General features: G+C 59.2%; 23 protein-coding genes and 1 tRNA gene. 11 read left to right on the top strand and 13 right to left on the bottom strand.

The window, feature by feature from the left end:
• The first annotated feature begins 108 nt into the window (after positions 1-108).
• The 5 genes from KGA83_RS09330 (at position 109) to KGA83_RS09310 (ending at position 8,019) form a co-directional block, all read left to right on the top strand.
• Positions 109-405: a pyrroloquinoline quinone biosynthesis protein PqqE gene (locus tag KGA83_RS09330; protein ID WP_108216933.1), complete on the top strand. Its 297-nt coding sequence runs from the start codon at positions 109-111 to the stop codon at positions 403-405.
• 278 nt (positions 406-683) lie between these two features.
• Positions 684-2,489: a phenylacyl-CoA dehydrogenase gene (locus tag KGA83_RS09325; RefSeq protein WP_108216932.1), complete on the top strand. Its 1,806-nt coding sequence runs from the start codon at positions 684-686 to the stop codon at positions 2,487-2,489.
• Between the two features lie 363 nt (positions 2,490-2,852).
• Positions 2,853-4,145 (top strand): GGDEF domain-containing protein, encoded by a 1,293-nt coding sequence (locus tag KGA83_RS09320; protein ID WP_223529512.1) that lies wholly within the window; start codon positions 2,853-2,855, stop codon positions 4,143-4,145.
• An 85-nt stretch (positions 4,146-4,230) separates the two neighbouring features.
• A complete protein-coding gene (locus KGA83_RS09315; protein WP_223529511.1) occupies positions 4,231-6,027 on the top strand; it encodes an acyl-CoA dehydrogenase C-terminal domain-containing protein in 1,797 nt (598 codons plus the stop codon).
• Positions 6,028-6,240: 213 nt separating this feature from the next.
• Positions 6,241-8,019: an acyl-CoA dehydrogenase C-terminal domain-containing protein gene (locus tag KGA83_RS09310; protein ID WP_223529510.1), complete on the top strand. Its 1,779-nt coding sequence runs from the start codon at positions 6,241-6,243 to the stop codon at positions 8,017-8,019.
• Between the two features lie 227 nt (positions 8,020-8,246).
• Here KGA83_RS09310 and KGA83_RS09305 read toward each other — a convergent pair whose 3' ends face one another.
• A complete protein-coding gene (locus KGA83_RS09305; RefSeq protein WP_223529509.1) occupies positions 8,247-9,176 on the bottom strand; it encodes a LysR family transcriptional regulator in 930 nt (309 codons plus the stop codon).
• Positions 9,177-9,345: 169 nt separating this feature from the next.
• Here KGA83_RS09305 and KGA83_RS09300 point away from each other — a divergent pair, with 169 nt between their 5' ends.
• The 4 genes from KGA83_RS09300 to KGA83_RS09285 all read left to right on the top strand — a co-directional run bounded on the left by KGA83_RS09300 (position 9,346) and on the right by KGA83_RS09285 (position 11,791).
• Positions 9,346-10,629 (top strand): aspartate aminotransferase family protein, encoded by a 1,284-nt coding sequence (locus KGA83_RS09300; protein WP_115947990.1) that lies wholly within the window; start codon positions 9,346-9,348, stop codon positions 10,627-10,629.
• Positions 10,630-10,879: 250 nt separating this feature from the next.
• Complete coding sequence (locus tag KGA83_RS09295) at positions 10,880-11,236, top strand: type II toxin-antitoxin system RelE/ParE family toxin (protein WP_108216926.1); 357 nt, start codon at positions 10,880-10,882, stop codon at positions 11,234-11,236.
• Positions 11,229-11,549, top strand: a complete 321-nt coding sequence (locus KGA83_RS09290) for a helix-turn-helix domain-containing protein (RefSeq protein WP_108216925.1) — start codon at positions 11,229-11,231, stop codon at positions 11,547-11,549. Before KGA83_RS09295 ends, KGA83_RS09290 begins: the two co-directional genes overlap by 8 nt.
• Positions 11,550-11,632: 83 nt before the next feature.
• The gene (locus KGA83_RS09285; RefSeq protein WP_003228885.1) at positions 11,633-11,791 is read left to right on the top strand and encodes a YqaE/Pmp3 family membrane protein; all 159 of its coding nucleotides are present in this window, start codon (positions 11,633-11,635) and stop codon (positions 11,789-11,791) included.
• Positions 11,792-11,895: 104 nt separating this feature from the next.
• Here KGA83_RS09285 and KGA83_RS09280 read toward each other — a convergent pair whose 3' ends face one another.
• The 10 genes from KGA83_RS09280 to KGA83_RS09235 all read right to left on the bottom strand — a co-directional run bounded on the left by KGA83_RS09280 (position 11,896) and on the right by KGA83_RS09235 (position 22,870).
• Complete coding sequence (locus KGA83_RS09280) at positions 11,896-13,722, bottom strand: S9 family peptidase (RefSeq protein WP_108216924.1); 1,827 nt, start codon at positions 13,720-13,722, stop codon at positions 11,896-11,898.
• Complete coding sequence (gene pqqE / locus KGA83_RS09275) at positions 13,688-14,860, bottom strand: pyrroloquinoline quinone biosynthesis protein PqqE (RefSeq protein ID WP_108216923.1); 1,173 nt, start codon at positions 14,858-14,860, stop codon at positions 13,688-13,690. The genes KGA83_RS09280 and pqqE overlap by 35 nt, the downstream gene beginning before the upstream one ends.
• Positions 14,832-15,107 carry a pyrroloquinoline quinone biosynthesis peptide chaperone PqqD gene (pqqD, locus tag KGA83_RS09270; RefSeq protein ID WP_108216922.1) on the bottom strand — a complete coding sequence of 92 codons (276 nt, stop codon included), beginning with the start codon at positions 15,105-15,107 and terminating at the stop codon, positions 14,832-14,834. Before pqqD ends, pqqE begins: the two co-directional genes overlap by 29 nt.
• A complete protein-coding gene (gene pqqC, locus KGA83_RS09265) occupies positions 15,104-15,856 on the bottom strand; it encodes a pyrroloquinoline-quinone synthase PqqC (protein WP_008051584.1) in 753 nt (250 codons plus the stop codon). The genes pqqD and pqqC overlap by 4 nt, the downstream gene beginning before the upstream one ends.
• Positions 15,857-15,995: 139 nt before the next feature.
• Complete coding sequence (pqqB, locus tag KGA83_RS09260; RefSeq protein ID WP_108216921.1) at positions 15,996-16,907, bottom strand: pyrroloquinoline quinone biosynthesis protein PqqB; 912 nt, start codon at positions 16,905-16,907, stop codon at positions 15,996-15,998.
• Between the two features lie 78 nt (positions 16,908-16,985).
• Positions 16,986-17,060, bottom strand: a complete 75-nt coding sequence (gene pqqA / locus KGA83_RS09255) for a pyrroloquinoline quinone precursor peptide PqqA (RefSeq protein ID WP_003444522.1) — start codon at positions 17,058-17,060, stop codon at positions 16,986-16,988.
• 158 nt (positions 17,061-17,218) lie between these two features.
• The gene (gene pqqF, locus KGA83_RS09250) at positions 17,219-19,648 is read right to left on the bottom strand and encodes a pyrroloquinoline quinone biosynthesis protein PqqF (RefSeq protein WP_115947992.1); all 2,430 of its coding nucleotides are present in this window, start codon (positions 19,646-19,648) and stop codon (positions 17,219-17,221) included.
• Positions 19,649-19,696: 48 nt separating this feature from the next.
• Complete coding sequence (locus KGA83_RS09245) at positions 19,697-20,491, bottom strand: carbon-nitrogen hydrolase family protein (RefSeq protein ID WP_108216919.1); 795 nt, start codon at positions 20,489-20,491, stop codon at positions 19,697-19,699.
• A gap of 12 nt (positions 20,492-20,503) precedes the next feature.
• Positions 20,504-22,186: a flavin monoamine oxidase family protein gene (locus KGA83_RS09240; protein ID WP_108216918.1), complete on the bottom strand. Its 1,683-nt coding sequence runs from the start codon at positions 22,184-22,186 to the stop codon at positions 20,504-20,506.
• Positions 22,187-22,408: 222 nt separating this feature from the next.
• Complete coding sequence (locus tag KGA83_RS09235) at positions 22,409-22,870, bottom strand: Lrp/AsnC family transcriptional regulator (protein WP_007980298.1); 462 nt, start codon at positions 22,868-22,870, stop codon at positions 22,409-22,411.
• 128 nt (positions 22,871-22,998) lie between these two features.
• On the opposite strand from KGA83_RS09235, the gene KGA83_RS09230 reads away from it, so the two are divergent.
• Positions 22,999-23,679 (top strand): peptidase M41, encoded by a 681-nt coding sequence (locus KGA83_RS09230; protein WP_223529507.1) that lies wholly within the window; start codon positions 22,999-23,001, stop codon positions 23,677-23,679.
• Between the two features lie 91 nt (positions 23,680-23,770).
• Here KGA83_RS09230 and KGA83_RS09225 read toward each other — a convergent pair whose 3' ends face one another.
• Entirely contained in the window at positions 23,771-24,070 is a 300-nt protein-coding gene (locus KGA83_RS09225) for a DUF3077 domain-containing protein (protein ID WP_108216916.1), read from the bottom strand.
• Between the two features lie 537 nt (positions 24,071-24,607).
• On the opposite strand from KGA83_RS09225, the gene KGA83_RS09220 reads away from it, so the two are divergent.
• A complete protein-coding gene (locus KGA83_RS09220; RefSeq protein WP_177413280.1) occupies positions 24,608-25,141 on the top strand; it encodes a hypothetical protein in 534 nt (177 codons plus the stop codon).
• Between the two features lie 219 nt (positions 25,142-25,360).
• On the opposite strand, the gene KGA83_RS09215 is transcribed toward KGA83_RS09220, so the two are convergent.
• A tRNA-Ile gene (locus tag KGA83_RS09215) sits at positions 25,361-25,437 on the bottom strand.
• Positions 25,438-25,448 lie beyond the last annotated feature (11 nt).

Below are 25,448 nucleotides of genomic sequence, written 5' to 3'. Positions count from 1 at the left end.
GGTTTTGCCTATGATAAGGCACTGTGCCATTAGTGTTTTTGTCGGGTGTTTTGCCGGCCACTCTGCTTCAATGGCCGCTGTTGATCCTTTGAAAGGACGAGTTTTCCCATGGAGATCTCAGGAAACAGTGCATTTTATGCAGGTTGGAGCACCCCTCAGGCAGGGCAGAACCGTGTCGATCAAGCCGCCGGGCAGATCGCCAACATGACGATCGAGCGATCGGTCACCAGCCAGTCCTCCGAGGCGCAGGTCGATCGTCTGCGATCGGTTGATCGCAGCCAGCAATCGGACCTGGTCAGCAACGTGGTCGAAATGGCCCAAGGCAAGATTCAGGCAGAACTGGGCGTGAAAGTCGCCAAGGCAGCCGATGAAGTGCTTGGAACGTTGATCGATACCTTCGCTTGATTCTTTAAAGAATCCGCACCCTCCAGCGCCGCGCCTGTTCGCGGCGTTTTTCTGCGTAAGTCTTTCTTGCTCAACTAATCTTTTCAGTGTTGCGGGCTGCTTCGAAAGCGCGGCTGCGCTGTTGTGTGCCTGTGTGTCCAAGCCTGCGATGACGAACGGCAAAAGATCGACGCTTGACAAGATTTGGGCGTAAACGTATGTTTCAAACAACTGTTTGATCGCAACAACGAATCAATGCGGTCGTTCATTCCCGGTTACATCAGCAGAGGTTTATCGCTATGCCTGACTACAAGGCCCCCTTGCGTGATATTCGCTTCGTTCGTGACGAACTGCTCGGCTACGAAGCGCACTATCAGAGCCTTCCGGCTTGTGCCGACGCAACTCCGGACATGGTTGACGCCATTCTTGAGGAGGGTGCCAAGTTTTGTGAACAGGTACTGGCTCCGCTGAACCGTGTGGGCGACATCGAGGGTTGTACCTGGAGCGAGTCCGGCGTCAAGACCCCGACTGGCTTCAAGGAAGCCTACAAGCAATTCGTCGAAGGCGGCTGGCCAAGCCTGGCCCACGACGTTGCGCACGGCGGCCAAGGCCTGCCGGAGTCCCTGGGTCTGGCGGTCAGCGAAATGGTTGGCGAGGCCAACTGGTCGTGGGGCATGTACCCGGGCCTGTCGCACGGTGCGATGAACACCATCTCCGAGCACGGTACCCCTGAGCAGCAAGAGGCTTACCTGACCAAGCTGGTATCCGGCGAGTGGACCGGCACCATGTGCCTGACCGAGCCGCACTGCGGCACTGACCTTGGCATGTTGCGCACCAAGGCCGAGCCTCAGGCCGACGGTTCCTACAAAGTCTCCGGCACCAAGATCTTCATCTCGGCCGGTGAACACGACATGGCCGACAACATCGTCCACATCGTACTGGCCCGCCTGCCGGATGCACCGGCTGGCACCAAAGGCATCTCCCTGTTCATCGTGCCGAAGTTCATGCCGAACGCTGATGGTTCGGTTGGCGCGCGTAACGCCGTGTCCTGCGGTTCCCTGGAACACAAGATGGGCATCCATGGCAACGCCACTTGCGTGATGAACTTCGACGGCGCCACCGGTTTCCTGATCGGCCCGGCGAACAAAGGCCTGAACTGCATGTTCACCTTCATGAACACCGCACGTCTGGGTACCGCGTTGCAGGGCCTGGCCCACGCCGAAGTCGGTTTCCAGGGCGGCCTGAAATACGCTCGTGACCGTCTGCAAATGCGCTCGCTGACTGGCCCGAAAGCGCCGGACAAAGCCGCTGACCCGATCATCGTGCACCCTGACGTACGCCGCATGCTGTTGACCATGAAGGCATTCGCCGAAGGCAACCGTGCGATGGTTTACTTCACTGCCAAGCAGGTCGACATCGTCAAGTACGGCGTAGATGAAGAAGAGAAGAAGAAAGCCGACGCGCTGCTGGCCTTCATGACGCCAATCGCCAAGGCCTTCATGACCGAAGTCGGTTTCGAATCGGCCAACCACGGGGTGCAGATCTACGGCGGCCACGGCTTCATCGCCGAGTGGGGCATGGAGCAGAACGTTCGCGACAGCCGCATCTCGATGCTGTACGAAGGCACCACCGGTATCCAGGCACTCGACCTGCTGGGCCGTAAAGTGCTGATGACCCAGGGCGAAGCTCTGAAAGGCTTCACCAAGATTGTCCACAAATTCTGCCAGACCAACGAAGGCAACGAAGCGGTTCAAGAGTTCGTCGCTCCGCTGGCGGCACTGAACAAGGAATGGGGCGAGCTGACCATGAAGGTCGGTATGGCCGCCATGAAGGATCGCGAAGAAGTCGGCGCGGCCTCCGTGGACTACCTGATGTACTCCGGTTACGCCTGCCTGGCCTACTTCTGGGCTGACATGGCGCGTCTGGCTGCCGAGAAACTGGCTGCCGGCACTTCCGAAGAGGCGTTCTACACCGCCAAGCTGCAGACTGCGCGCTTCTACTTCCAGCGCATCCTGCCGCGTACCCGCACTCACGTTGTCACCATGCTGTCGGGCGCCAACAACCTGATGGACATGAAAGAAGAGAACTTCGATCTGGGCTACTAAACCTTAACGAAGCACTTGAAAAAGCCGCTGCTCCTTCGGGAACAGCGGCTTTTTTTGCTTTAGAAGGTTGCCAATGGAATAAATGTTTGTGACGCCCTTTAAAGCGTGGGCACGCTCCTTTTGTAGGAGCTGGCTTGTCGGGTCGCCGCATCGCAGCGATGGTCGATAACGATAACGCGTGTGAACCGGATAAACGCGGCGTACTTGAGTTCATCGCCAGCAAGCTGGCTCCTACAGTTTCCCGGGATTGCGCGAAGAACCTTTAAAAAGTACCTCAGTAATTCACTCAACAACTCGGACGACCTGCCGTTACAGTGGTTGGCACATTGCCATCTATTGATCTGACCGGTCGGAGCTTTACCCTTGCCGCGCTCTTCCGCTGTGCGTTTCAGTCATTTCCTGCCCTCATTGCTGCTGTTGCTGGCGGGGCTTGCGGCTGCATACATCAAGGATCTGAACGTCTTCTTCACCTCGCTGTTCAACGTGCTGCCGACCCTGGTGTTATTGCTCGGTGGCGCCTATTGCGCGGTTTACCGACGCCAGCGTGAACTGTTTCTGATGGTCACGGTGTACATCGCCTACTTCCTGCTCGACACCCAGACCGACTTTTACCGCGACAACGGCAAAGTGCGTGACGATGCCGCCGTGGTCTTTCATCTGTGTTGCCTGCTACTGCCACTGCTGTTTGGTGTGTTCGCGGCGTGGCAGGAACGCACCCACCTGTTCCAGGACATGGTGGCGCGTTTCGCGGTATTGCTGGCGGTTGGCAGCGTGGCGCTGGGGCTTGAGCAAAGCTATCCGCACGCGCTGCTGGTCTGGCTGTCGGAGATTCGCTGGCCCGCCTTGCATGGCGCCTGGATGAGCCTGATCCAGTTGTCCTATCCGGTGTTCATTGCTGCGTTTGTGCTGCTGGCCTGGCAATACTGGCGCAACCCGCGACCGCTGCATGCCGCGCAACTGGTGGGGCTGCTCGGGCTGTTCTGGATGTTGCCGAAAACCTTCATTCTGCCGTTCACGCTGAACATCATGTGCAGCCAGGTGATGCTGATGATCGCCACCGCCGTTGCCCACGAAGCCTATCAAATGGCCTTCCGCGACGAACTGACCGGGCTGCCTGGCCGTCGTGCATTGAATGAACGCATGCAGCGGCTGGGGCGCAACTACGTGCTGGCGATGAGTGACGTCGACCACTTCAAGAAATTCAACGACACCCACGGCCACGATGTCGGCGATCAGGTGCTGCGGCTGGTGGCCAGCAAACTGTCGAAAATCGGCGGTGGCGGCAAGGCGTATCGCTATGGCGGCGAGGAATTTGCCCTGGTGTTTGCAGGCAAGACCCTCGAAGAGTGCCTGCCGCACCTGGAAGTCATCCGCGAGTCCATCGCCACTTACAACATTCAGCTGCGCAATCAGGAAAATCGCCCGCAGGACGATAATCAGGGGCGCCAGCGCCGTGCTGGTTCCGGGGCGTCGAGTGTGTCGGTGACGGTCAGTATCGGCGTTGCCGAACGGATCGATCAACGCAGCCCCGAAGAGGTGCTCAAGTCCGCTGACCAGGCGCTCTACAGCGCCAAGGGTGCCGGGCGTAACTGCGTGATGGCATTCGGGCAGAACCGCCGTGGAGCCGTACGCATGGACACCGCTACGGTTGAGTGATGATGACGCATTCAGCGAGCGCAAAGTGATTGTGAGGCGTGGTTGGCAGCAGTAGGTTGAAGAAATCTGCCGACGGAGAATGACCATGCCCGAGTACAAAGCTCCCTTGCGCGACATGCGCTTTCTGATCGACCACGTCTTCGACTTTCACGCTAACTACGCCGTGCTGGGGGCCACCGATGTCAGCCCGGACATGGTCAATGCGATCCTTGAGGAAGGCGCAAAGTTCTGCGAAAACGTGCTGTCGCCGCTCAACCGCAGCGGCGATGAAGAAGGCTGTCATTTCGACAATGGCGTGGTCACCACGCCGGCGGGCTTCAAGCAGGCATTCGCCCAATATGTCGAGGGTGGCTGGCATGGCCTGGCGGCGGATCCGGTTTACGGCGGTCAGGGGCTGCCGATCTCTCTGGGCCTGGTGATCAGCGAGATGGTGGGCTCCAGCAATACCTCATGGGGCATGTACCCCGGCCTGACCCACGGAGCCATGTCGGCGATCCACGCCCATGGCACCGAGGCGCAGAAGCAGACCTATTTGAAGAAGCTTACCGCTGGCCAATGGACCGGCACCATGTGCCTGACCGAAGCCCATTGCGGCACTGACCTGGGCATCATCAAGACCCGCGCCGTGCCTGCAGCTGATGGCAGCTACGCGATCTCCGGCAGCAAGATCTTCATCTCGGCCGGTGAGCACGACATGAGCGCCAACATCATTCACCTGGTGCTGGCCAAATTGCCGGACGCTCCGGCCGGGACCAAGGGCATTTCGCTGTTCATCGTGCCCAAGTTCCTGCCCGATGCGATGGGCGAAGCGGGCGAGCGCAACGGTGTGTCCTGCGGCTCGATCGAACACAAAATGGGCATCAAGGCCTCGGCCACCTGCGTGCTGAATTTCGACGAGGCCAAGGGCTTCCTGATCGGCGAGCCGAACAAGGGCCTCAACTGTATGTTCACCATGATGAACCACGCTCGGCTGGGCACTGGCATGCAAGGGCTGTGTCTGGGGGAGGCGAGCTTCCAGGGCGCGATCAAATACGCCAACGACCGTTTGCAGATGCGCGCGCTGACCGGCCCGAAAGCCCCTGAAAAAGCCGCCGACCCGATCATCGTGCACCCGGATGTGCGGCGGATGTTGCTGACCATGAAGGCCTTCAACGAGGGCAACCGCGCGCTGACCTACTTCACCGCGCAGTTGCTCGACGTTGCGCACCTGAGCGCGGACGAAACGGCGCGTCAGGATACCGAAGACCTGCTGGCGTTCCTCACGCCGATCTGCAAAGCCTTCATGACCGACACCGGGCTGGAGGTGACCAACCACGGCATGCAGGTGTTTGGGGGCCACGGGTTCATTCGCGAATGGGGCATGGAGCAACTGGTTCGCGACTGCCGGATCGCACCGATCTATGAGGGCACCAACGGCATTCAGGCGCTGGACCTGCTCGGGCGCAAGGTCCTCGGCAGCCAGGGCAAGCTGTTGCACGGTTTCACCAAAATCGTCCACAAGTTCTGTGCGGCGAACGCCGGGCATCCACAACTGGCCGGGTATGTGACGCAGCTCAATCAACTGAACCAGCAGTGGGGTGAGTTGACCACCCGGGTCGGCATGGCGGCGATGAAAAACCCGGACGAAGTCGGTGCCGCGTCGGTGGATTACCTGATGTACAGCGGTTACATCATCCTTGGCTACCTGTGGTTGCGCATGGCGCTGGTGGCTCAGGCGCAGCTCGATGCGGGCAGCGGCGATGGCGACTTCTGCAGGGGCAAGCTGGCGACCAACGAGTTTTACTTCAAGCGTCTGTTGCCACGCACAGCCGCTCATCGGGCAGCCATAGAGGCGGGTAGTGATTGCCTGATGCAACTGCCGGCGGAGTTGTTCGCGCTTTAATTAATTTTCAATCCTTAAAAGATCGCAGCCTTCGCCAGCTCCTACCTTAATTGGCGTAGGAGCTGGCGGAGGCTGCGATCTTTTTGCTGTGACTAAAAATAACAAAAACGTCATATGCTGACCCTATGTGTCGCAAAAGTTGTTGAGGTACACTCCGAACCAACGAAAACACTCTTCCTGTGAATCACCTGTATAGATCTTGCGAGGTTTGCCATGGCTGACTACAAAGCGCCCCTGCGCGATATGCGCTTCGTCCTCAATGAAGTTTTCGAGGTCGCCAGACTCTGGGCCGAGCTGCCTGCACTGGCCGAGACTATGGATGCCGAAACGGTAGAAGCCATCCTGGAAGAAGCCGGCAAAGTCACCAGCAAAAGCATCGCACCGCTGAGTCGTGCCGCTGACGAAGAAGGTTGCCATTGGGCGGACGGTGCTGTCACCACGCCAGCAGGTTTCCCACAGGCCTATCAGACATACGCTGAAGGCGGCTGGGTCGGTGTCGGTGGCGATCCGGCCTATGGCGGCATGGGCATGCCCAAAGCCGTTTCGGCCCAGGTTGAAGAAATGGTCAACTCTGCCAGCTTGTCGTTCGGTCTATACCCGATGCTGACCGCTGGCGCCTGCCTGTCGATCAACGCCCACGCCAGCGAAGAGCTGAAAGCCGCGTACCTGCCGAACATGTACGCCGGCGTCTGGGCCGGTTCCATGTGCCTGACCGAGCCACACGCCGGTACGGACCTGGGGATCATTCGCACCAAGGCCGAGCCTCAGGCCGACGGTTCCTACAAGGTCAGCGGCACCAAGATCTTCATCACCGGTGGCGAACACGACCTCACCGAAAACATCATCCACCTGGTGCTGGCCAAGCTGCCGGACGCACCGGCGGGGCCGAAAGGCATTTCGCTGTTCCTGGTGCCGAAGTTCATGGTCAATGCCGATGGCAGCCTGGGCGCGCGCAACCCTTTGAGCTGCGGTTCGATCGAACACAAGATGGGTATCCAGGCGTCCGCGACCTGCGTGATGAACTTCGATGAGGCCGTGGGTTACCTGGTCGGCGAGCCGAACAAAGGCCTGGCGGCGATGTTCACCATGATGAACTACGAGCGTCTGGGCGTCGGTATCCAGGGCCTGGCCACGGGCGAGCGCTCGTACCAGAACGCCGTGGAATACGCCCGCGACCGTCTGCAAAGCCGTTCGCCAACCGGCGCGCAGAACAAGGACAAAGTGGCTGACCCGATCATCGTCCACCCGGACGTGCGTCGCATGCTGCTGACCATGAAAGCCTCGAACGAAGGTGGTCGTGCATTTTCCACCTACGTGGCGATGCAACTGGACACCGCCAAGTTCAGCGAAGATGCAACCACCCGCAAGCGTGCGGAAGACCTGGTGGCGTTGCTGACCCCGGTGGCCAAGGCGTTCCTGACTGACCTCGGCCTGGAAACCACTGTTCACGGCCAACAGGTTTTCGGCGGCCACGGCTACATCCGTGAATGGGGCCAGGAGCAACTGGTGCGTGACGTGCGCATCACCCAGATCTACGAAGGCACCAACGGCATTCAGGCACTGGACCTGGTCGGGCGCAAGATCGTGGGTAGTGGCGGGGCGTTCTACAACCTGTTTGCCGACGAAATTCGTCACTTCACGGCGACCGCCAGCACGGACCTCGCCGAGTTCACCCAACCGCTGAACGACGCGGTGACCACCCTTGATGAACTGACCGCGTGGTTGCTGGACCGTGCGAAGAGCAATCCGAACGAAATCGGCGCGGCGTCTGTCGAGTATCTACAGGTGTTCGGCTACGTGGCGTACGCCTACATGTGGGCCCTGATGGCCAAGGCTGCTTTCGGCAAGGAAGCGCAAGACGATTTCTATGCCAGCAAACTGGGCACGGCGCGCTTCTATTTTGCCCGCCTGCTGCCGCGCATTCACTCGTTGAGCGCGTCGGTGAAGGCCGGTAGTGAATCGTTGTTCCTGCTGGATGCAGGACAATTCTGAGCAAGTAGTATTCTGTAAGTATTCTCTTACATAACGTGCTGCTGTTCTCCCATAGATGCAAATTGGATCCAGAGCTAATCTACTTCTCATGGACGTAGCGCAGGAAGCGCAAAGCAACAACAGGGACACGTAGGATTCTGCTAGGACGGCGGAGTGAAATGGATGTCAGGGAAACAGTCTGCAAAGCCCCGCTTCGGCGGGGTTTTCTTTTACCCAAAGAAAAGTTTCTAGCCCAACCCATCCAGAGCCTGCGCGCTGTTCAAGCGTCCATCCGGGCCGTTTATCACTTCTTCCAGCAATGTCCGCAGCAATGCCAGCGAGGCCTGCTGCCGTTGCACATCCCGACATACCAAACCGACTTTCAGCGGTACGCGTGGTTCGCTCAGGGGTTTCCACAGCAGTTCGTGATTGCCATGGGTCTTTTGCGAACGCCCAGGCAGGACCGTCGCCAGGCGCGTGTGCGGCAGGCTGTCGAGGATGCCGGCCATGTTGTTCAGTTCGGCTTGCACCTGTGGGCGACGTCCGAGGTTTGTCAGCTGTGCCTGCCAGATCTGCCTGATCTGAAATTCCTCGCCCAGCAGCAACATCGGCAGTTCGGCGGCCTGACTCATGGACACTTTCTTGAATTCACGCAGCGAATGCTCTGCCGGGATGACCAGGGTCAGTTCATCTTCGTACAGCATCACGCCATGCAAGCCAGGCTGGCGGGGCGGTAGATAGCCGATGCCGATATCCAGAGAACCGTTGAGCAGTCGCCGCTCGATTTCCAGCCCGGTCAGTTCATAGATCTGCACCACCAGATGCGGCTGCGCCTTGCGCACCCGCTCGAGCATTTGCGGAACGAGGCTGGTATGTACGGTCTGCAATACACCGATGGCCAGGGTGCGCAGTGCCTGACCCTTGAAGTTGCCGAGCGCTTCCCGTGCCCGTTGCAGGCCATCGAGCAGAGGCAGGGCGTGGTTGTACAGCGTGTGGGCCGCGAGGGTCGGCAGCAGGCGTTTGCTGCTGCGCTCAAACAGACTCACATCGAGGTTTTGTTCGAGGTGGCGGATTTGCTGGGACAGCGCTGGCTGGGATATGGACAGGCGCTCGGCGGCCCGGCCCACGTGGCCTTCTTCATAGACCGCGACGAAATAACGCAGCTGCTTGAAATCCATAAGTATTACTTATCAAAAATGCTGGGAAATCGAAATGGCTGAACGCCTCGCCTGAGCCTAGTCTAACCGCATTCACAGGGCTTACAGGGCCACAGAGTGCGATGAATATCCTTTGCTTCGATGGTGTTTACATAGGTAAGTCAAAAAACCTCAAAAGGGTGTTTTTCGAATGAATCTGTTCAGTCTGCGCCGCAGCCCTCCCTGTCTTGATGATCTGGTCATGGACGCCTCCCTGCCACCCCAAGGCGATAACATTTCCAGCGAGTACTTGATGCCCAGTGTCGAGCGGCCCAAACAGGTGTTTGTGCGTGGCCAGGGTTCATGGTTGTGGGACAGCGATGACCGTGCGTACCTGGATTTTTCCCAGGGCGGCGGGGCCAACAGTCTCGGTCATAGCCCTTCGGTAATTATCAACGCAATCACTGCCCAGGCTCAGTCGTTGATCAATCCGGGTTTCGGCCTGCATAACCGCGCAATGCTCAGCCTCGCCGAACACTTGTGTGCCAGCACCGGCAGTGATCAGGCCTACCTGCTCAATACCGGCAGCGAAGCCTGTGAGGCGGCGATCAAACTGGCGCGCAAGTGGGGTCAACAGCATCGCGGCGGTGCGTCGCGAATCATTGTGGCCAACAACGGTTGCCATGGCCGCAGCCTGGCGACGATTTCGGCGTCGGACAGTTCGACATTGATCAACCGATTCGAGCCGCAATTGCCAGGCTTCAGTCGCGTTCCTTTCAATGACCTGCCAGCGTTGCATGCGGCCGTGGATGAACGGACCGTAGCGATCATGCTCGAGCCAATCCAGAGCGAAGCCGGCGTGATCCCGGCCACCGCGCATTATCTCAAGGGTGTCGAACGCTTGTGTCGTGAACTCGGCATTTTGCTGATCTTCGATGAAGTGCAAACCGGTATCGGCCGTTGTGGCACCTTGCTCGCGGAACAGTCCTGCGGCGTCACGGCGGATATCGTCGTGCTTGGCAAAGGGTTAGGCGGTGGTGTGCCATTGGCCGCGCTGCTGGCGCGGGGCAAGGCTTGCTGTTTCGACATTGGCGAGGTGACAGGTACTCATCACGGTAATGCGTTGATGACCGCGGCAGGACTTTCGGTGCTCGATACCGTGCAGGACAAGGCTTTCCTCAAACACGTCGCACAAGCCGGTCAACACCTGCGTGAAGGGTTGGAGCGGTTGGCCCATCGTTACGATCAGGGCGAGTTGCGCGGACAAGGGCTGCTTTGGGGGCTGACGCTGTCGGACGGTTCCGCTGACGCGGTGGTCAAGGCCGCGCTCTACGAAGGCTTGCTGCTCAATGCCCCACAACCCGACTGCCTGCGCTTTACCCCGGCGCTGAATGTCAGCAACGCCAACATCGATGAAATGCTCCTGCGCCTGGCGCGCACCTTCTCCCGAGTACGCACCGCGCAATTGCAGTGCCGTAAAGGGATTGCCGTCTGATCAGACGCGCCCTGCACACATTCCAGAACCGTCTCGCGGTAATACGCACGCCCCACGCCCGATATTTTTGGCGTGGGGCGTTTTTTTGTGGCCGGGTTTTTCCAAAGGCAATTTCGGCTTGAGCGGTTAGTACATCAATGGCTTTCTAGCGTGCATCGGCAGGGAGTGCCAGTGCCAGCAAAACGGTATCACTGTCGCGTTGGTTTTGATTTATATACCACTGGGTGGTAGTTTTATGGAAGGGATGCCAATGTCACCAAGGCTGTTCAAGACAAAGCGCTTCGCAATGCAGGCTGCCAAGGCCTGGATCGGTGACGACGAGCTCCGGGAGGCATTCACCGAAATGCTCAATGGTCAGGCTGACAATTTGGGAGGCGGGGTTTGGAAGAAGCGTTTGAATGCCAACCGCCATCGTTCGATTATCCTGGCCAAAGGCGGTGCTTACTGGATTTATCAGTTCCTGTATGCGAAGAAGGATCAGAGCAACATCAATCAGGCCGAACTGATCGGATTTCGGAAGATGGCTAAGACCTATTGTGGGCTGACAGAAGTGCAAGTCCAGTACTTGCTGGATACGAAGGAGTTTGTGGAGATATCTGATGAGTAAGAAATTCAAAAGTGAAGCGTTTGAGTCGATACATGAGTCTGCCAGCGCCTTGTACGCCATTGGTGCAATCAGCAAGGCGACCATGCGTGAATTCGATGAATCCTGTCTTGCAAGGGTGCCGGATGCGATTCCCGCGCAGGAGATCAAGGCATTGCGCGAGCGCAACAATGTCAGTCAACCGGTGTTTGCGCGCTACCTGAACACCAGTGCTTCCACGGTCAAGCAATGGGAAGCAGGGGATAAGCACCCCAGTGGCATGGCGTTGAAGTTGTTGAGTATCGTGCAGAAACACGGTCTGGAGATACTGGCCTGAGGAATTGGGCTGAACCCTGACAAACGGTACAGGTCGATTAGCTGTAGGGCTCGAACGAGTCCACCCCAATCAGGAGCTGTCCCATGGACTTTATTCGCATCATCATCGCCATCCTGTTGCCGCCACTGGGTGTGTTTCTGCAAGTAGGATTTGGCGGGGCGTTCTGGCTGAATATTCTGCTGACGTTGTGCGGTTACATTCCGGGGATCGTGCATGCGGTTTACATCATCGCCAAGCGCTAAGACTTTGCGGCGTTAGATAGATCGCTTTCGCTGGCAAGCCAGCTCCTACGGGAGATCACGGTTCTGTAGGAGCCGGCTTGCCAGCGATTGGAATACCGCCGATTTCAGCTGGCGTGCTCCATCACCCGCCGATAAAACAACCACTCCTGCTCCAGCGCATGGGCCTGATTGCCGGCCTTGCGGAAACCGTGGCGTTCGTCCGCGTAGTAGTGCGCTTCGACCAGGATGCCGTTGTCCTGAAGCGCCGAGACCATGTCGCGGGTCTGCTGCGGGATGACCACGGCGTCCAGTTCCCCTTGAAAGAAGATCATCGGCACGCGGATGTTGCCCGCATGCAGCAGAGGCGTGCGGGCCGCGTAGCGTTCGGCATCCCGCAGAGCATCGCCGATCAACCAATCCAGATAATCGCTTTCGAATTTGTGGGTCGTGCGCCCCAGCGCCACCGGATCGCTGACCCCATACAGGCTGGCGCCGGCGCGGAACACGTTGTGAAATGCCAAGGCGCAAAGAGTGGTGTAACCGCCAGCACTGCCGCCGCGGATGAACGCTTTGTCGCCATCGATCAAGCCACGTTCGGCGAGATGGCTGACCACCGCGCAAGCGTCTTCGACATCCACATCACCCCAGCTCAAATGCAGCGCCTGACGATAGGCCCGGCCATAACCGCTGCTGCCGCGATAGTTGAGGTCGGCCACGGCGAAGCCCCGCTGTGCCCAGTACTGGATACGCGGATCGAGTATCGGGTAGCACGCCGACGTCGGTCCGCCATGGATGAATACCACCAGTGGAGGTTTCGTCTCGCCGGTCATCGCCGGGTAGAAGAAGCCGTGTGCTTCGCCTGAGCCACTCGGGTAGCGCAAGGTTTGCGGGCGGCTGATCTGGTCGGGAGGAAGTGGTGCAATGCCGCCGGCCAATACTTTCACTTGCCGGCTCTGGCGGTCGATGGCGATGACGGCGGTTGAACTGACGGGCGACGCCGCGATGCAATAGATGAACTGCTCATCCACGGCGAGATGGCGGAAGCGGCTGTAGTCACCGGTGAAGTCGGCGCTGGAGCTGCCGCCTATGCCCAATCGGCCAAACCCGCCCTCGGTCCAACTGGCCAGGTAGCTGTTTTCGTTCAGCGGCACCCAGGTGCAGCCGCCAAGTTGCCAGGGTGCGGGACCATGGTCCGCGGTGTTACATGGCAACGGATTCAGACCATTTGCAGATTCAACGAATGGCTGCCAGTAACCCGCGCGATCCGTCAGGCAATACAGGCGACCGCCAGCATCAAACCGCGGTTGTTGCACCGACTCTTCAGCGCCGTCGCCCGCCACACAACGGGCCTCGGCAAAGCCGCCGTTGGCGAGGCGTTCGGCAACCATCAAGCGGGTCGCTGTCCATGGCTGATTCGGGCGACTCCACTCGATCCAGGCCAGGCGTCGGGTATCGGGACTCAGTGTCGGTGCCGCGTAGAAATCAGCACCCTCGGCCAGCAGGTGACGAGCGCCATCGAGCAGATCGATCGCCACCAGTCGATGTTGATCGCGATGCTCCTCGACCGCCAGCACTTGCCCGTTGGCGAACTGCAGATCGCCATAGCGACACGCACTGGATGTCAGCCTTTCGGGCGCTTCGCCTTGCAGTGATTGCCGATACAGTTGCTGGTCTGCTTCGTTGACGAAAACGATACCGTCATCCGTCAGACAAAACGCTCCGCCGCCATATTCGTACACGCGACTGCGTACGCTGAACCCCAGTGGCGTCAGACATTTCGCTGCACCGTTATGCCAATGCCAGATCCGGCACGCCGCGTCTTCGGGTCGGTACTCGTTCCAGAACAGGCCCTGCCGACCGACTTGCAGTTCGGCAAAGTCGATACCGGCGGCCACGGCTTTGGCGGCGCTCAAAGGTTCAGCTTTTGGCGATGAGGCGTGAGTTTCGTTCATTGCGAAAGGCCAGTTGGTCGATGGTCTGGGTAGCGTGCCCGGCTTCTTCGCGAGCCTTGAGGATCACGCCGTGTTGTGGCGACTTGCTGCACACCGGGTCGGCGTTGCTGGCATCACCGGTGAGCATGAACGCCTGGCAGCGGCAGCCGCCGAAGTCTTTTTCTTTCTCGTCGCAGGAGCGGCACGGCTCGGGCATCCAGTCGTAGCCACGAAAGCGGTTGAAGCCGAACGAGTCATACCAGATGTGCTGCATGCTGTGGTCGCGCACGTTGGGAAACTGCACCGGCATCTGTCGGGCACCGTGACAGGGCAGGGCGGTTCCGTCTGGCGTGACCGTCAGAAAAATACTGCCCCAGCCGTTCATACAGGCTTTCGGGCGTTCTTCGTAGTAGTCCGGGGTGACGAAAATCAACTTGCACGGGTGCCCTTCGGCTTCCAGCTTGGCGCGGTACTCATTGGTGATGCGTTCGGCGCGCACCAGTTGCTCTTTGGTCGGCAATAACCCAACGCGATTGAGCTGCGCCCAGCCGTAGAACTGGCATGTGGCGAGTTCGACGAAGTCCGCTTCCAGGGCGATGCACAGCTCAATGATGCGGTCGATCTGGTCGATATTGTGCCGATGGGTGACGAAGTTCAGTACCATCGGATAACCGTGGGCCTTCACCGCCCGGGCCATTTCCAGTTTCTGCGCAAAGGCCTTTTTCGACCCGGCCAGCAGATTGTTCACCTGTTCGTCGCTGGCCTGGAAGCTGATCTGGATGTGATCGAGACCGGCCTTCTTGAAGTCGCTGATTTTCTGCTCGGTCAGGCCGATGCCGGAGGTGATCAGGTTGGTGTAGAAACCCAGTTTGCGGGCTTCGCCAATCAACTCGGCGAGGTCCTGGCGCACCAGCGGCTCGCCACCGGAAAAGCCCAGTTGCGCGGCGCCCATTTCCCGCGCTTCGCGGAACACCTTGATCCACTGTTCGGTGTTCAGCTCCTTGCCTTGTTCGGCGAAATCCAACGGATTGGAGCAGTACGGGCATTGCAGCGGGCAGCGGTACGTCAGCTCGGCCAGCAGCCACAGCGGCAGGCCGATTTCAGGTTTGGGCGGCACTTGCACCGATGAATCAGGCAAGGGTGATCCAGTGCTGCGCACGGGCAACCTCCATGAATTGCTCGATGTCGTCACCGAGCTCGGGCACGCCGGGGAACTGTTGGTCGAGCTCATTGATGATTGCCGCGACATCCCGTTCACCGTCAATCAAACCACCGATCAGCGCGGCACTTTCGTTGAGCTTGATCATGCCTTCCGGGTATAGCAGCACATGGCCTTTTTGCGCCGGTTCGTACTGGAATCGGTAGCCGGGGCGCCAGGTCGGGGTCTTGTTGCGATCGAAACTCATAAGGTGATTCCTTTGTGCCAGACCCGTTCCCCGGTCACGCTGTGATACGGCGGGCGTTTCAGTTCGTAGGCCATGCTCATGGCATCGAGCATGCTCCAAAGAATGTCCAGTTTGAACTGGAGAATTTCCAGCATGCGCTCCTGGCCTTCACGGGTGGTGTAGTGCTGCAACGTGATCGCCAGGCCGTGCTCGACATCCCGCCGTGCCTGACCCAGGCGTGTGCGGAAATACTCGTAGCCGGCCGGGTCGATCCATGGGTAATGCTGAGGCCAGCTGTCCAGGCGCGACTGGTGGATTTGCGGGGCGAACAGTTCGGTCAGCGAGCTGCTCGCGGCCTCTTGCCAACTGGCACGGCGGGCGAAGTTGACGTAAGCGTCCACGGCGAAACGTACGCCGGGCAGCACCAGCTCCTGGGAACGCAGCTGGTCCGGGTCGAGGCCCACGGCCTGGCCTAGACGCAGCCAGGCTTCGATACCGCCGTCTTCACCGGGCGCGCCGTCGTGGTCGAGCAGGCGCTGAATCCATTCGCGGCGGATCTCGCGGTCCGGGCAGTTAGCGAGGATCGCCGCGTCCTTCAGGGGGATGTTCACCTGATAGTAGAAACGGTTGGCGACCCAGCCCTGGATCTGTTCGCGGCTCGCCCGGCCTTCGTACATCGCCACGTGATAGGGGTGATGGATGTGGTAATAGGCGCCCTTGGCGCGCAGGGCGGCCTCGAACTCGGCGGGGGACATTGGGGTGTCGGTCATTGCGGTTCTCCGGGTAGGACCGGTGGATTCTTTGGTGCCTGAGCTGGCCTCTTCGCGAGCAGGCTCGCTCCCACAGTTGATCGCGTACCCCTGTGGGAGCGAGCCTGCTCGCGATAGACCGCGCAGCGGTCTCGGCTACTTACAACACAATACTCATGCCGTCATACGCCACTTCCACCTGGCGCCGATCCAGCTCAGCCCGCTGCGGCGAATTCTCATCGAGAATCGGGTTGGTGTTGTTGATGTGGATAAGTACTTTGCGCTGGTTGGGCAATTGCTCAAGCACTTCGAGCATGCCGCCAGGGCCGTTCTGCGCCAGGTGCCCCATCTCGCGACCGGTGCGGGTGCCTACGCCACGACGCTGCATTTCATCGTCGTCCCACAACGTTCCGTCAACCAACAGGCAATTGCTATCGGCCATGATTTCCAGAAGCGGTGGGTCGACCTTGCCCAGCCCCGGCGCGTAGAACAGTTTGCCGCCGGTGTTGAGGTCTTCGACGATCAGGCCGATGTTGTCGCCCGGATGCGGGTCAAAGCGGTGCGGCGAGTACGGCGGTGCGGCACTGCGCAAAGGCAGCGGGGTGAAGCGCAGGTTCGGGCAGGCGGGGATGGTGAAGCTTTGATCGAGTTCGATACGATTCCAGTTCAGCCCGCCGTTCCAGTGAGTCAGCATGTTGAACAGTGGGAAACCAGTGCTCAGGTCCTCGTGGACCATGTCGGTACACCAGACCTGATGCGGGCAACCCTCGCGCAGCATGAGCAGGCCGGTGGTGTGGTCGATCTGGCTGTCCATCAGGATGATCGCGCCGATCCCGGTATCGCGCAGGGCGCGGCCCGGCTGCATCGGGGCGAAGCTCTGGAGTTGGGCGCGGATGTCCGGGGAGGTGTTGCACAGCACCCAGTTCACGCCATCATCGGAAATCGCGATGGACGATTGCGTCCGCGCCTTGGCCCGCAGGCTGCCGTCACGAAAGCCTGCGCAGTTCAAGCAGTTGCAGTTCCACTGGGGGAAGCCGCCGCCGGCAGCGGAACCTAGAATCTGGACAAACATGGGCGCTCCATCATTTCAACGCTGAAAATAAAACGCCTCGGGATAACCGAGGCGTTAGCTGCAGTCTGCCAAGGCAGATTAGCGGCTGGCGAAGTACATGGTGACTTCAAAGCCGATACGCAGGTCGGTGTAGGCAGGTTTGGTCCAGGCCATAAGTTGAACTCCTTCAAGTGGGGTGGGACAGCGCTATCTATAGGTATAGTCCACCTCAAATCAGAGATGTTCCAGATAGTTAGGCGGCTATGTTACTCAAAATTTCAAAGGGATTGTCCGTGAAACTTTGAGAAAGCTCCTTGCAGCCCTGGTAATGATCATTTTGTCGTTTGCCATGGGGCGCCTGGTGCCGCGCTGTTGGCAAGGCACAGCCAGCCGCCTTCGGCCTGATTCAGGCGTTGGGCCGCAGCCAGTAGAGCGGTCCGGTCAATGCGCACAATGGCCTCGGGCAAGTGCGTCAGATATTCCGACGAACGGCCGGCCAGTTTACCCTGCCAGAGCAATTCGGCCGCTTGACCCGTGGTGAGCGCAGCGCTGCAAAACTGATCCGCCAGGGCTTGGCGTTGAGCGTTGAAGGTGGTGTCGTCGAGCGCGTGGATCAGCTCCGGCAATCGATTCAGGAATTGCTCGATGTGTTGCAGCAACTCCACCGGCGCAACGCTTGGCGATTGCACGCCGAACAGCAGCCCGGTTTGCCCGTGAATCTGTCGCAGGGCGCTGAACACCGCATAGCCGAGTTGCAACTCTACTCGCAGGCGTTGGTAGAAGGGTGTCTGGCAGACATGCGCGAGCAAACGCCACGCGGCTTCGTCGGCCATTTCCTGAGTGGCAGTCGGACAGAACAGCAGCAACGCGTGCTCGCTGGAGGCGGTATCGGCAGTGCTCCACAGATGCTGTGCAAGGATCAAAGAGGGCGGCGTCGGTTGATTGTCCGGCGTGCCGGGTATGCGGCTCAAGGCCAGGCCCATGGCCGCTTGAGTCTGAGCCGATAACCCGATGGCCAGCCCATCCCATCGCGCACTCGACCAGAGTTGCTGCAGGTCATCCGAGCTCGCGCTGTGCTCGAGGCAGCGTTCGGGCAATACCTTGAGCAGTTGTCGAATCGGTATTGGCGCAATGCTGGTCGATTCGGATTGTGAGACAGCGGCATCAGGTTTTGTCAGTTCTTTCAGCACATGCTCCAGGACGCTGGGCATCGGCTCCTGTAGCCCGGTCATTTTCAGCAGCCATTCGTTGCCCGACGCGCTGAAGGAAAAATCCACACCGGCCTGGTGCGCGTCTTCGCGCAACGGTTGCAGGTGGTTTTCCAGTCGTGATTGAAGATTGCTGCCGGGAGCCGAGTCCAGGCGCCAGCGCAGATAAATCGCACCTTCCGCGCCATTGTCCGGCCATGCCTGGCTGAATTGCATCGGCGAACGTTCACGACGGCTGCGCGAGCGATCCTGGGCAAAGGTGCGCAGGCCGCGGTGGGCGCTGGTCTGGCCGCGAATCAATCCGGCGTTGGCTGCCGGTGCTTCGCAGCGCAAGAACGGGTTGGGTGCTGGCAATCGCCAGGGGCCACTGAAGTTATCCACAGCGCCGATTTGTTTGAGGACTTGCTTGAGGGCTGTAACGCCTTGGTCAGATAACCCGCCTTCGCGTTGCTCGCTGTCCAGTCGGGCCAGTTGCAAGGCGCTGCTGATTTGCTGTTGGCGCTGGAGCAGGGTTGCGTATTCTTCGCGCAATCGGCTCCAGTCTTGCCTGGCGAAGAAGCCCAGCCAATCCATCAGCCGCTCGCGAATCCCGGTTGCCAAAGAGTTGGCGCACAATGTGAGCTCAAAGTGCAGCAAGGCTTGCCCAGCGAATTGATACAGCGACTCGGCCTTCAGCTTTTCGGCCAATCCGCGCTCACGCAAATCCGCCAGCAAACCGCCCGGTTTCTCGGCATTCAGCCAATGACACAGAAAGCCCAGTGCTTCGGCGGCGGAGTCGGGTAGCGCTTCGAGGGCAAACAGCAAATCCAGTCGTCGTTCGCCAGCCTGTTGATAACTGGCGTTTGAAGTCGCCATCAGCCGTGTCGGGGATTGTTGCGTGGCCTTTTCACCGCCGGCAATGACGCTGGCAAATGTCTCGGCCAAACCTCTTAGTTCATCGAAGCTCTGCGGCCCGGCCAGGCTCAAGGTCATCTGCCCGGTCTGGTAAAACCGCTGATAAAAATCCTGCAATGCCTGCTGAAATTCGGGTTGCGACACCGGGAGGCTGTCGCGATTGCCGGCATGGAAACCTCTCAGCGGATGCGCCTCGCAAAGCCCATCGAACAATGCCTGCCGTTGTTGCGCCACCGGATCCTGCGACCAGGCGACAAATTCCGCCTGCAGCACTTCCCGTTCCCGCTGTTGATCGTCCGGATTCATACGTGGATGGGCGAGCATGTCTGACAGACGCTCCAGCCCACCGGCAAACGCCTGGGGTGGCAGTTCGAAAAAGTAGTCCGTGGTGCGTTCGCTGGTCCGCGCGTTTACTTGGCCGCCATGACTCTGGACGTAGGCCATCAACCCTTGCCCTGCAGGAAAACGCTCAGTCCCAAGAAACAGCAGATGCTCAAGAAAATGCGCAAGGCCAGGCCACGCCAGCGGCACATCATGGCTGCCCGCGGCGACCCGCAGCGCTGCTGCGCAGCGCTTCAAATCAGGGGCATGACGCAGCGTCACCCGCAGGCCGTTGGCCAGGGTTTCAGTGTGGGGGCGAAGGGGATTCAGCGCGGGCATGGGCACTTCCAGAACAGTGAAGTGCCAATGCTAGCGGATTACAGTGGACTAGCGCTTGTTCAGGTCGCCGTAAAGCTCGGGACGACGATCGATCAGGTAGCGATTGGCGGCGCGGGAGTCGACCATCAACTGACGATCCAACTCACCGACAATCAATGCTTCATCAAGGCCTGCCTGAGCGATGCGGCTGCCATCCGGTGCGGCGATGCTGCTTTGACCGCAATAGTGGATGTCGCCTTCGTGGCCGCAGTAGTTGGCATAAGCCACATAGCACTGGTTTTCGAAGGCGCGGGAGCGCACGGTGACATCGGCGACGAAATCGAACGGAATCATGTTCGCAGTCGGCACCAGAATCAGCTCTGCACCAGCCAAGGCCAGGCGTCGGGCATTTTCCGGAAATTCCAGGTCGTAGCAGATCAGGAAACCGAGCTTCCAGCCGTTGAGTTCAACGATGGGAAACTCGTCTGAGCCGGCGCTGAACATCGAGTGATCCAGATCGCCGAACAGATGGGTCTTGCGGTAGTTGCACAGGCGCTCGCCATTGGCGTCGATCAACTGCACAGCGTTGTAGATCTGCCCGTCGGCGGTGCGCTCGGGATAGCCATACAAAATGGCGATCCCGGCAGCCTTGGCAATGCGCGCAATTTGCTGCGCCGATTCACCGTTATGCACTTCCGCCAGCACACTGACGGCATCGACGCCGATGTTGTAGCCGGTCAGGAACATCTCCGGCAGCACCAGCAGATCGGCGCCTTTTGCCTCCAGCGCAAGCTGCTGCACGCGTTGCAGGTTGCCGGCGACATCCAGCGGCAGTGGTGGACATTGGTAAAGGGCTACGCGCATTTCGGAATCCTCTTACTCGGGCAGGGCGATCGGTCCGATCTCGTTGAACACATCTCCTGGACCCGGATTCTCGGCGTGAGTTGCACCGCCGAAGTGTTTCATTATGCCCCACACTGCGTTGAGCGAGGTCTGCACCGCGCCTTCGACCCAGGCCGGCGTCCACGAAACATCGTCGCCGGCAATGAAAATTCCGCGTTGTTCGGCGGGCATGTCGTCCTGCATGAAGTGTGCGTACATACGCTGGTTGTAGCGGTAATGGCCGGGCAGGGCGCCTTTGAAGGCGCCGAGGAAATGCGGGTCGGCTTCCCACGAAACGGTGATCGGGTCGCCGATGATCCGCGCGGCGATGTCGACTTTCGGGTAGATTTTCTTCAACGCATCCAGCGCCAGCTTCACGCGTTTCTCCACCGGCTGCGGCAGCATTTTCAGCGCGTCGCTCATCCATGAGTACGACAGGCAAATCACCCCGGGCTTGTCGTCGCCGTTGTCGAACAGGTAAGTACCGCGGGTCAGGCGATCGGTGAGGGTCATGCTCATCAGGTCGCGGCCGGTTTCCGGATCCTTGTCCTTCCAGAACGGACGGTCGACCATCACGAAAGTCTTCGACGATTGCATGTAGCGAGTGCGGTCCAGGGCCATCCACATCTTTTGCGAGAACAGGGTTTCGTCGCATTCGATCTGGGTGGTCAGCAGCCAGCTCTGGCAGGTGGTCAGCACTGCGGCGTATTCGCGGGTGTCGCCCCAGTTGTCGGTGACGGCGAAACGGCCGCCCGGCGCGTGGGCGATTTTCTTCACGCCGGTACGCGGTGCGCCGTTGTGCAGGGAGCTGAGGCTGGTGCCCGCCGGCCAGTGCGCGCAACGCTCCGGCACATGGCGCCAGATGCCCAGGGGCACCTGCTCCACGCCGCCGACCACCAGGTGCTGGTGATCGTCGCAGTTGGTCATGACCACGCGGAAGATTTCCAGCATCGAGTTCGGGAAGTCCGAATCCCAGCCGCCGGTGCCGAAACCGACCTGGCCGAACACTTCGCGGTGATGGAAGGAGAGCTTGGCGAACGCCTTGGAAGTGGCGACGAAGTCGTAGAAGGTGCGGTCGTCCCACAACGGCACCAGGGTGTTCCACAGCTCTTTCAGGCGTGGCACATCACGATCACGGATGGCTTGCTGGATATCGGAGAACTGCGAACCGGCTTCCAGGGCATCGGCCCAGGCGTCAGCCACTTCCTGGAACAGTGCAGGAAGGTCCGACAGCTTCTGTGCGTAATGAGTCTGGCCTTCGAGGTCGATCACCGTGCTGCCCGAAGCCGGCGTCAGCGGGTTCGGAAACGGTTTGGTTTCCAGGCCGAGCTTGTCGACGTAGTGATAAAACGCGGTGGACGACACCGGGAAGCGCATCCCGCCCAGTTCGGCAATGATGCCTTCGGCGCCATTGAACGCCTGAGAGCGCAAGCGGCCGCCCATTTTCGAGGCTTCGTAGACGACCGGTTTCAGGCCCAGCTTCATCAGCTCATACGCCGCCACCAGGCCGGCGATCCCGCCGCCGACAATCGCCACTTCGGCACCGTGACTATGCTCGGGAATACTGCCCAGCCCGGCCGGGTGTTCGATCCAGTCGTCGAAGGCGAAAGGAAAGTCCGGGCCGAAAATGGTGACTGGTTTCTTACCGTCTGCAGGATGGCGATTGTTCTTGTTCATGGCTGACCTTACTGGCGACTCGACGCGGAATGCGCATCTGAGTATAGGAAAAGATGCCAGCCATTCTAGAGAGCGCGGAGCACGTTAATAAGACGCAAAGTGTCGTCGTTTTGCCAGTTAGATGATCAATATGACGATCTATTGATGCACACTGCCCACTGTAGGAGCGAGCCTGCTCGCGATGGCGTCAGCTCAGACACCCATGAAAGCTGAATTGGAATGTCAAACCGGCTGCCCCCGATCAATCTTGCTGCTCAAGATGATCGAGGTCGTGGTCTTCTCCACCCCATCCACACTGCCAATCTGATCCAGCAACTGATCCAGCTGCTCCGGTGAATCGGTGCGCAACCACGCCACATAATCAAACTCGCCACTCACCGCACACAACTGCTGCACCTGCGCCATTGCGCTCAGACGTCGCAACACCTCCTTGCCGGAGCGCGGTTGCACAGTGATCCCGACATACGCCTGCAACCCGCCATCCACCACCCGCTGACCGAGGCGCACACCGTAGCCGGTGATCACTTTGGCCTTTTCCAGCCGCGCCAGACGCGAGGTGACCGTGGTGCGGGCGATGCCCAACTGCCGGGCAAGCATGGCCACGCTCTCGCGGGCGTTGATCTGCAGGGCTGCGATCAGTTGGCGATCGATTTCGTCGAGAACAGGGGGGCGAGTGTCGGGCAACGGCGTGGCTCCAGAGGCGTGAATCAATGGTCCAGCATGTTACAGGCTCGTTCGACGCGACGCTTGTGGCCGAAAGAGAGTGGGCAATCGACTAAGATTGATGCAGTCGAGGGTGAGAGGCCAAGGACATGACAACAAAGCTACCTGCTGCTGTACGGGACCGTGCATTGCAGATCGCCCATCACGAAATGGGGCACTACGTGGTAGCCCGCGCCCTGGGATTTGAAACGGGCGGCGTGACCCTGACAGTGACCAAGGACTTGCGCCACCAGGGAGGGGCCTCCATTACGTTGGTGCGCCCCATTTCGTCGATGGAAGCCATGAAGGAACATCTGGAAGCCCGGATGATGGTGCTCCTGGCTGGCGCAATGGCGCAGACACTGCCTTCAAAACCTTCAGCCGCAAAACGCGTCGATAAGCCCAAAGCCGCCGCCATCCTCAAAGGCGAGCAGGGGGCGGAACAGGATTACGCAAAAATCAGGGAGCTTCAGCATCTGCTGCGTAATATCGCCTATCCCGATACCGATCCAGCGTCGTCTGAACGCATAACGGCGCAGCTCAAGGCGATGACTGATCGGCTGTGGGCTCGGACGCAAAAAATCATCGAGGATCAGGCCGGGACGATTGCCGAATTGGCCGGGGCGCTGGTGGACGCAATGGCCATCGTGGAGCAGTGGGGAAGGGCGGCGGATACGTATGAGGTTGTGTTGACGGGGCAGATGCTGGAACGGCTGCGGGCGGTGCAGGCCATACCTTCGTTACGTGTTTGGACTGACAGCTGCAGCGATGTCGTTCAGCACTGGAGGTAGCGAAGGGCGAAAAGTCTGGTGCTATCAGTCCCAAAAAGGGAACGCTTGGTCCCTTTTTGGGACTTTTCAGGCGGCGTGATTACGCGTTGTTCTATCGATCTGCTCCATCTCTCGTTTGAACAGACCGCCGCGTCAGCACCTTCACCACATCATCAATCACCGCTTTGCTCATCGTCGTCAGGTAATGCGCGGCCCAGGCGTGGCGGTCGGAGTCTTGGGCGTAGGCGGCGTCCACGGTGAGGGATTTGGCGAGGAACAGCAGGTCGGAGGCTTGGGCTAGGGCGTCGGCGATGGGGACGTCGCGGCAGACGTGGAACAGGGGTTGATTCGAGAGATACAGGAAGGGGGTGAAGCCGATGGTTTTGAGTTCTGAAGGTGTGGATGTGCTCATGTTCAAACTCCTAATTTTTTAAGGAGCTGTCACATTCGTTTCCAAGCGAATGGGTGGCAGCTGCGCGCAGGTTGGAAAACCGGGAAACTAGGAAACCGGCACGTCCATGGACGTCCCACGCACAGCCGCCATAACTCGAGATTGAGATGGGCAAACTGTTGCGTCTAATTTCGTCGGGTTTCCAAGCCCGATCACTGATTGGTCAGCGACGTCCGGAGACTATCCCGTCGAAGAAAAGCGCAACAAGGCGGCAAAGTGCCCAAATGCAAGATTCGGAGTTTGCCTACAAGGTCCTAAGGCGTCATCCGATAAAGCGAGTCCATAAGTAAACAAAACTAAACGTCAGACACGAAAAAGCCGCGCATTGCGCGGGTTTCATGTTTGGCTGCCTCTCCCCGAAAACAGATCTGCCTCAGGGCGATTGAGCAACATCTTTTTCGGAAATGCCTGACATACACGGCAGCGGTCTCTTGTCGATCATTCGTTCTTTTTCGTGACGTCGGACCTTGGTTCGAAGTTGGCGGAGTGGAGACGGAAGTGACCGCCTATTTTCCAGCACTGACCATTGGCGATCAGACCTACGATTTTGCTCACCTAGAACCATTCAACTTCACGATTTCGAGTCAGTTGGCCAAGCGTGACTTGCGGGTGCATGTCACTTTTTCGAATCACTGTTTCAGCCAGGGTTACGACGCAGAGACGCATCCAGTCGCAGAGCCAATCATTCTTGATAGTGCCGGACGACCGCGCACCTTCTGTTCAATCCGTTATCGGCTGTCATTAGCGCTGCCGGCAGTGATACATCGGTTAAATCATCCCCAGTCCAAGGTCCGTGAGACTGCGACGCGGCGCAATTGGGCTTTCTCTATGATGATTCTGGACCCGGCCGGGCCTTATCACGTGTTTTTTGAACTGCGTCGGGCCGCGGAGGAAAAACCGCAGGATCTGAATCTGGTGGTTGAAAGTGCATATCACCAAACCAGGCAACCGCCGAGGTTGCTGGGGAAGATCGGCTTTATGTTGCTGTGCGGTAAGGTTTATTTACGGCAACCGAGTTCGACCAAACGCTAGGGACAGAAACGAAAAAAGACGCCGCAGGCGTCTTCTTCGATTCGGTAAAACAGATCCGGACACCACTTGCGAACCGCCTTGCACGGTTACGGCTTTCGCCGCTGGGAAGCGCTCAATCTCATCCGGTCAGTCGCTTCGATGGGGCAAATCTAATGAAAGTTGCTACCCGCGTCAATCATCAGATCTGGCGAAAGCCGCGCAATGCGCGGCTTTCTTGTTTGGTGGGCCCACACGGACTTGAACCGTGGACCAAAGGATTATGAGTCCTCTGCTCTAACCAACTGAGCTATAGGCCCTCAGTAGGCCG

This window comes from Pseudomonas sp. GL-R-19, from assembly GCF_019956375.1.
GTDB lineage: Bacteria > Pseudomonadota > Gammaproteobacteria > Pseudomonadales > Pseudomonadaceae > Aquipseudomonas.
This window is presented reverse-complemented; position numbering and strand designations above follow the sequence as displayed.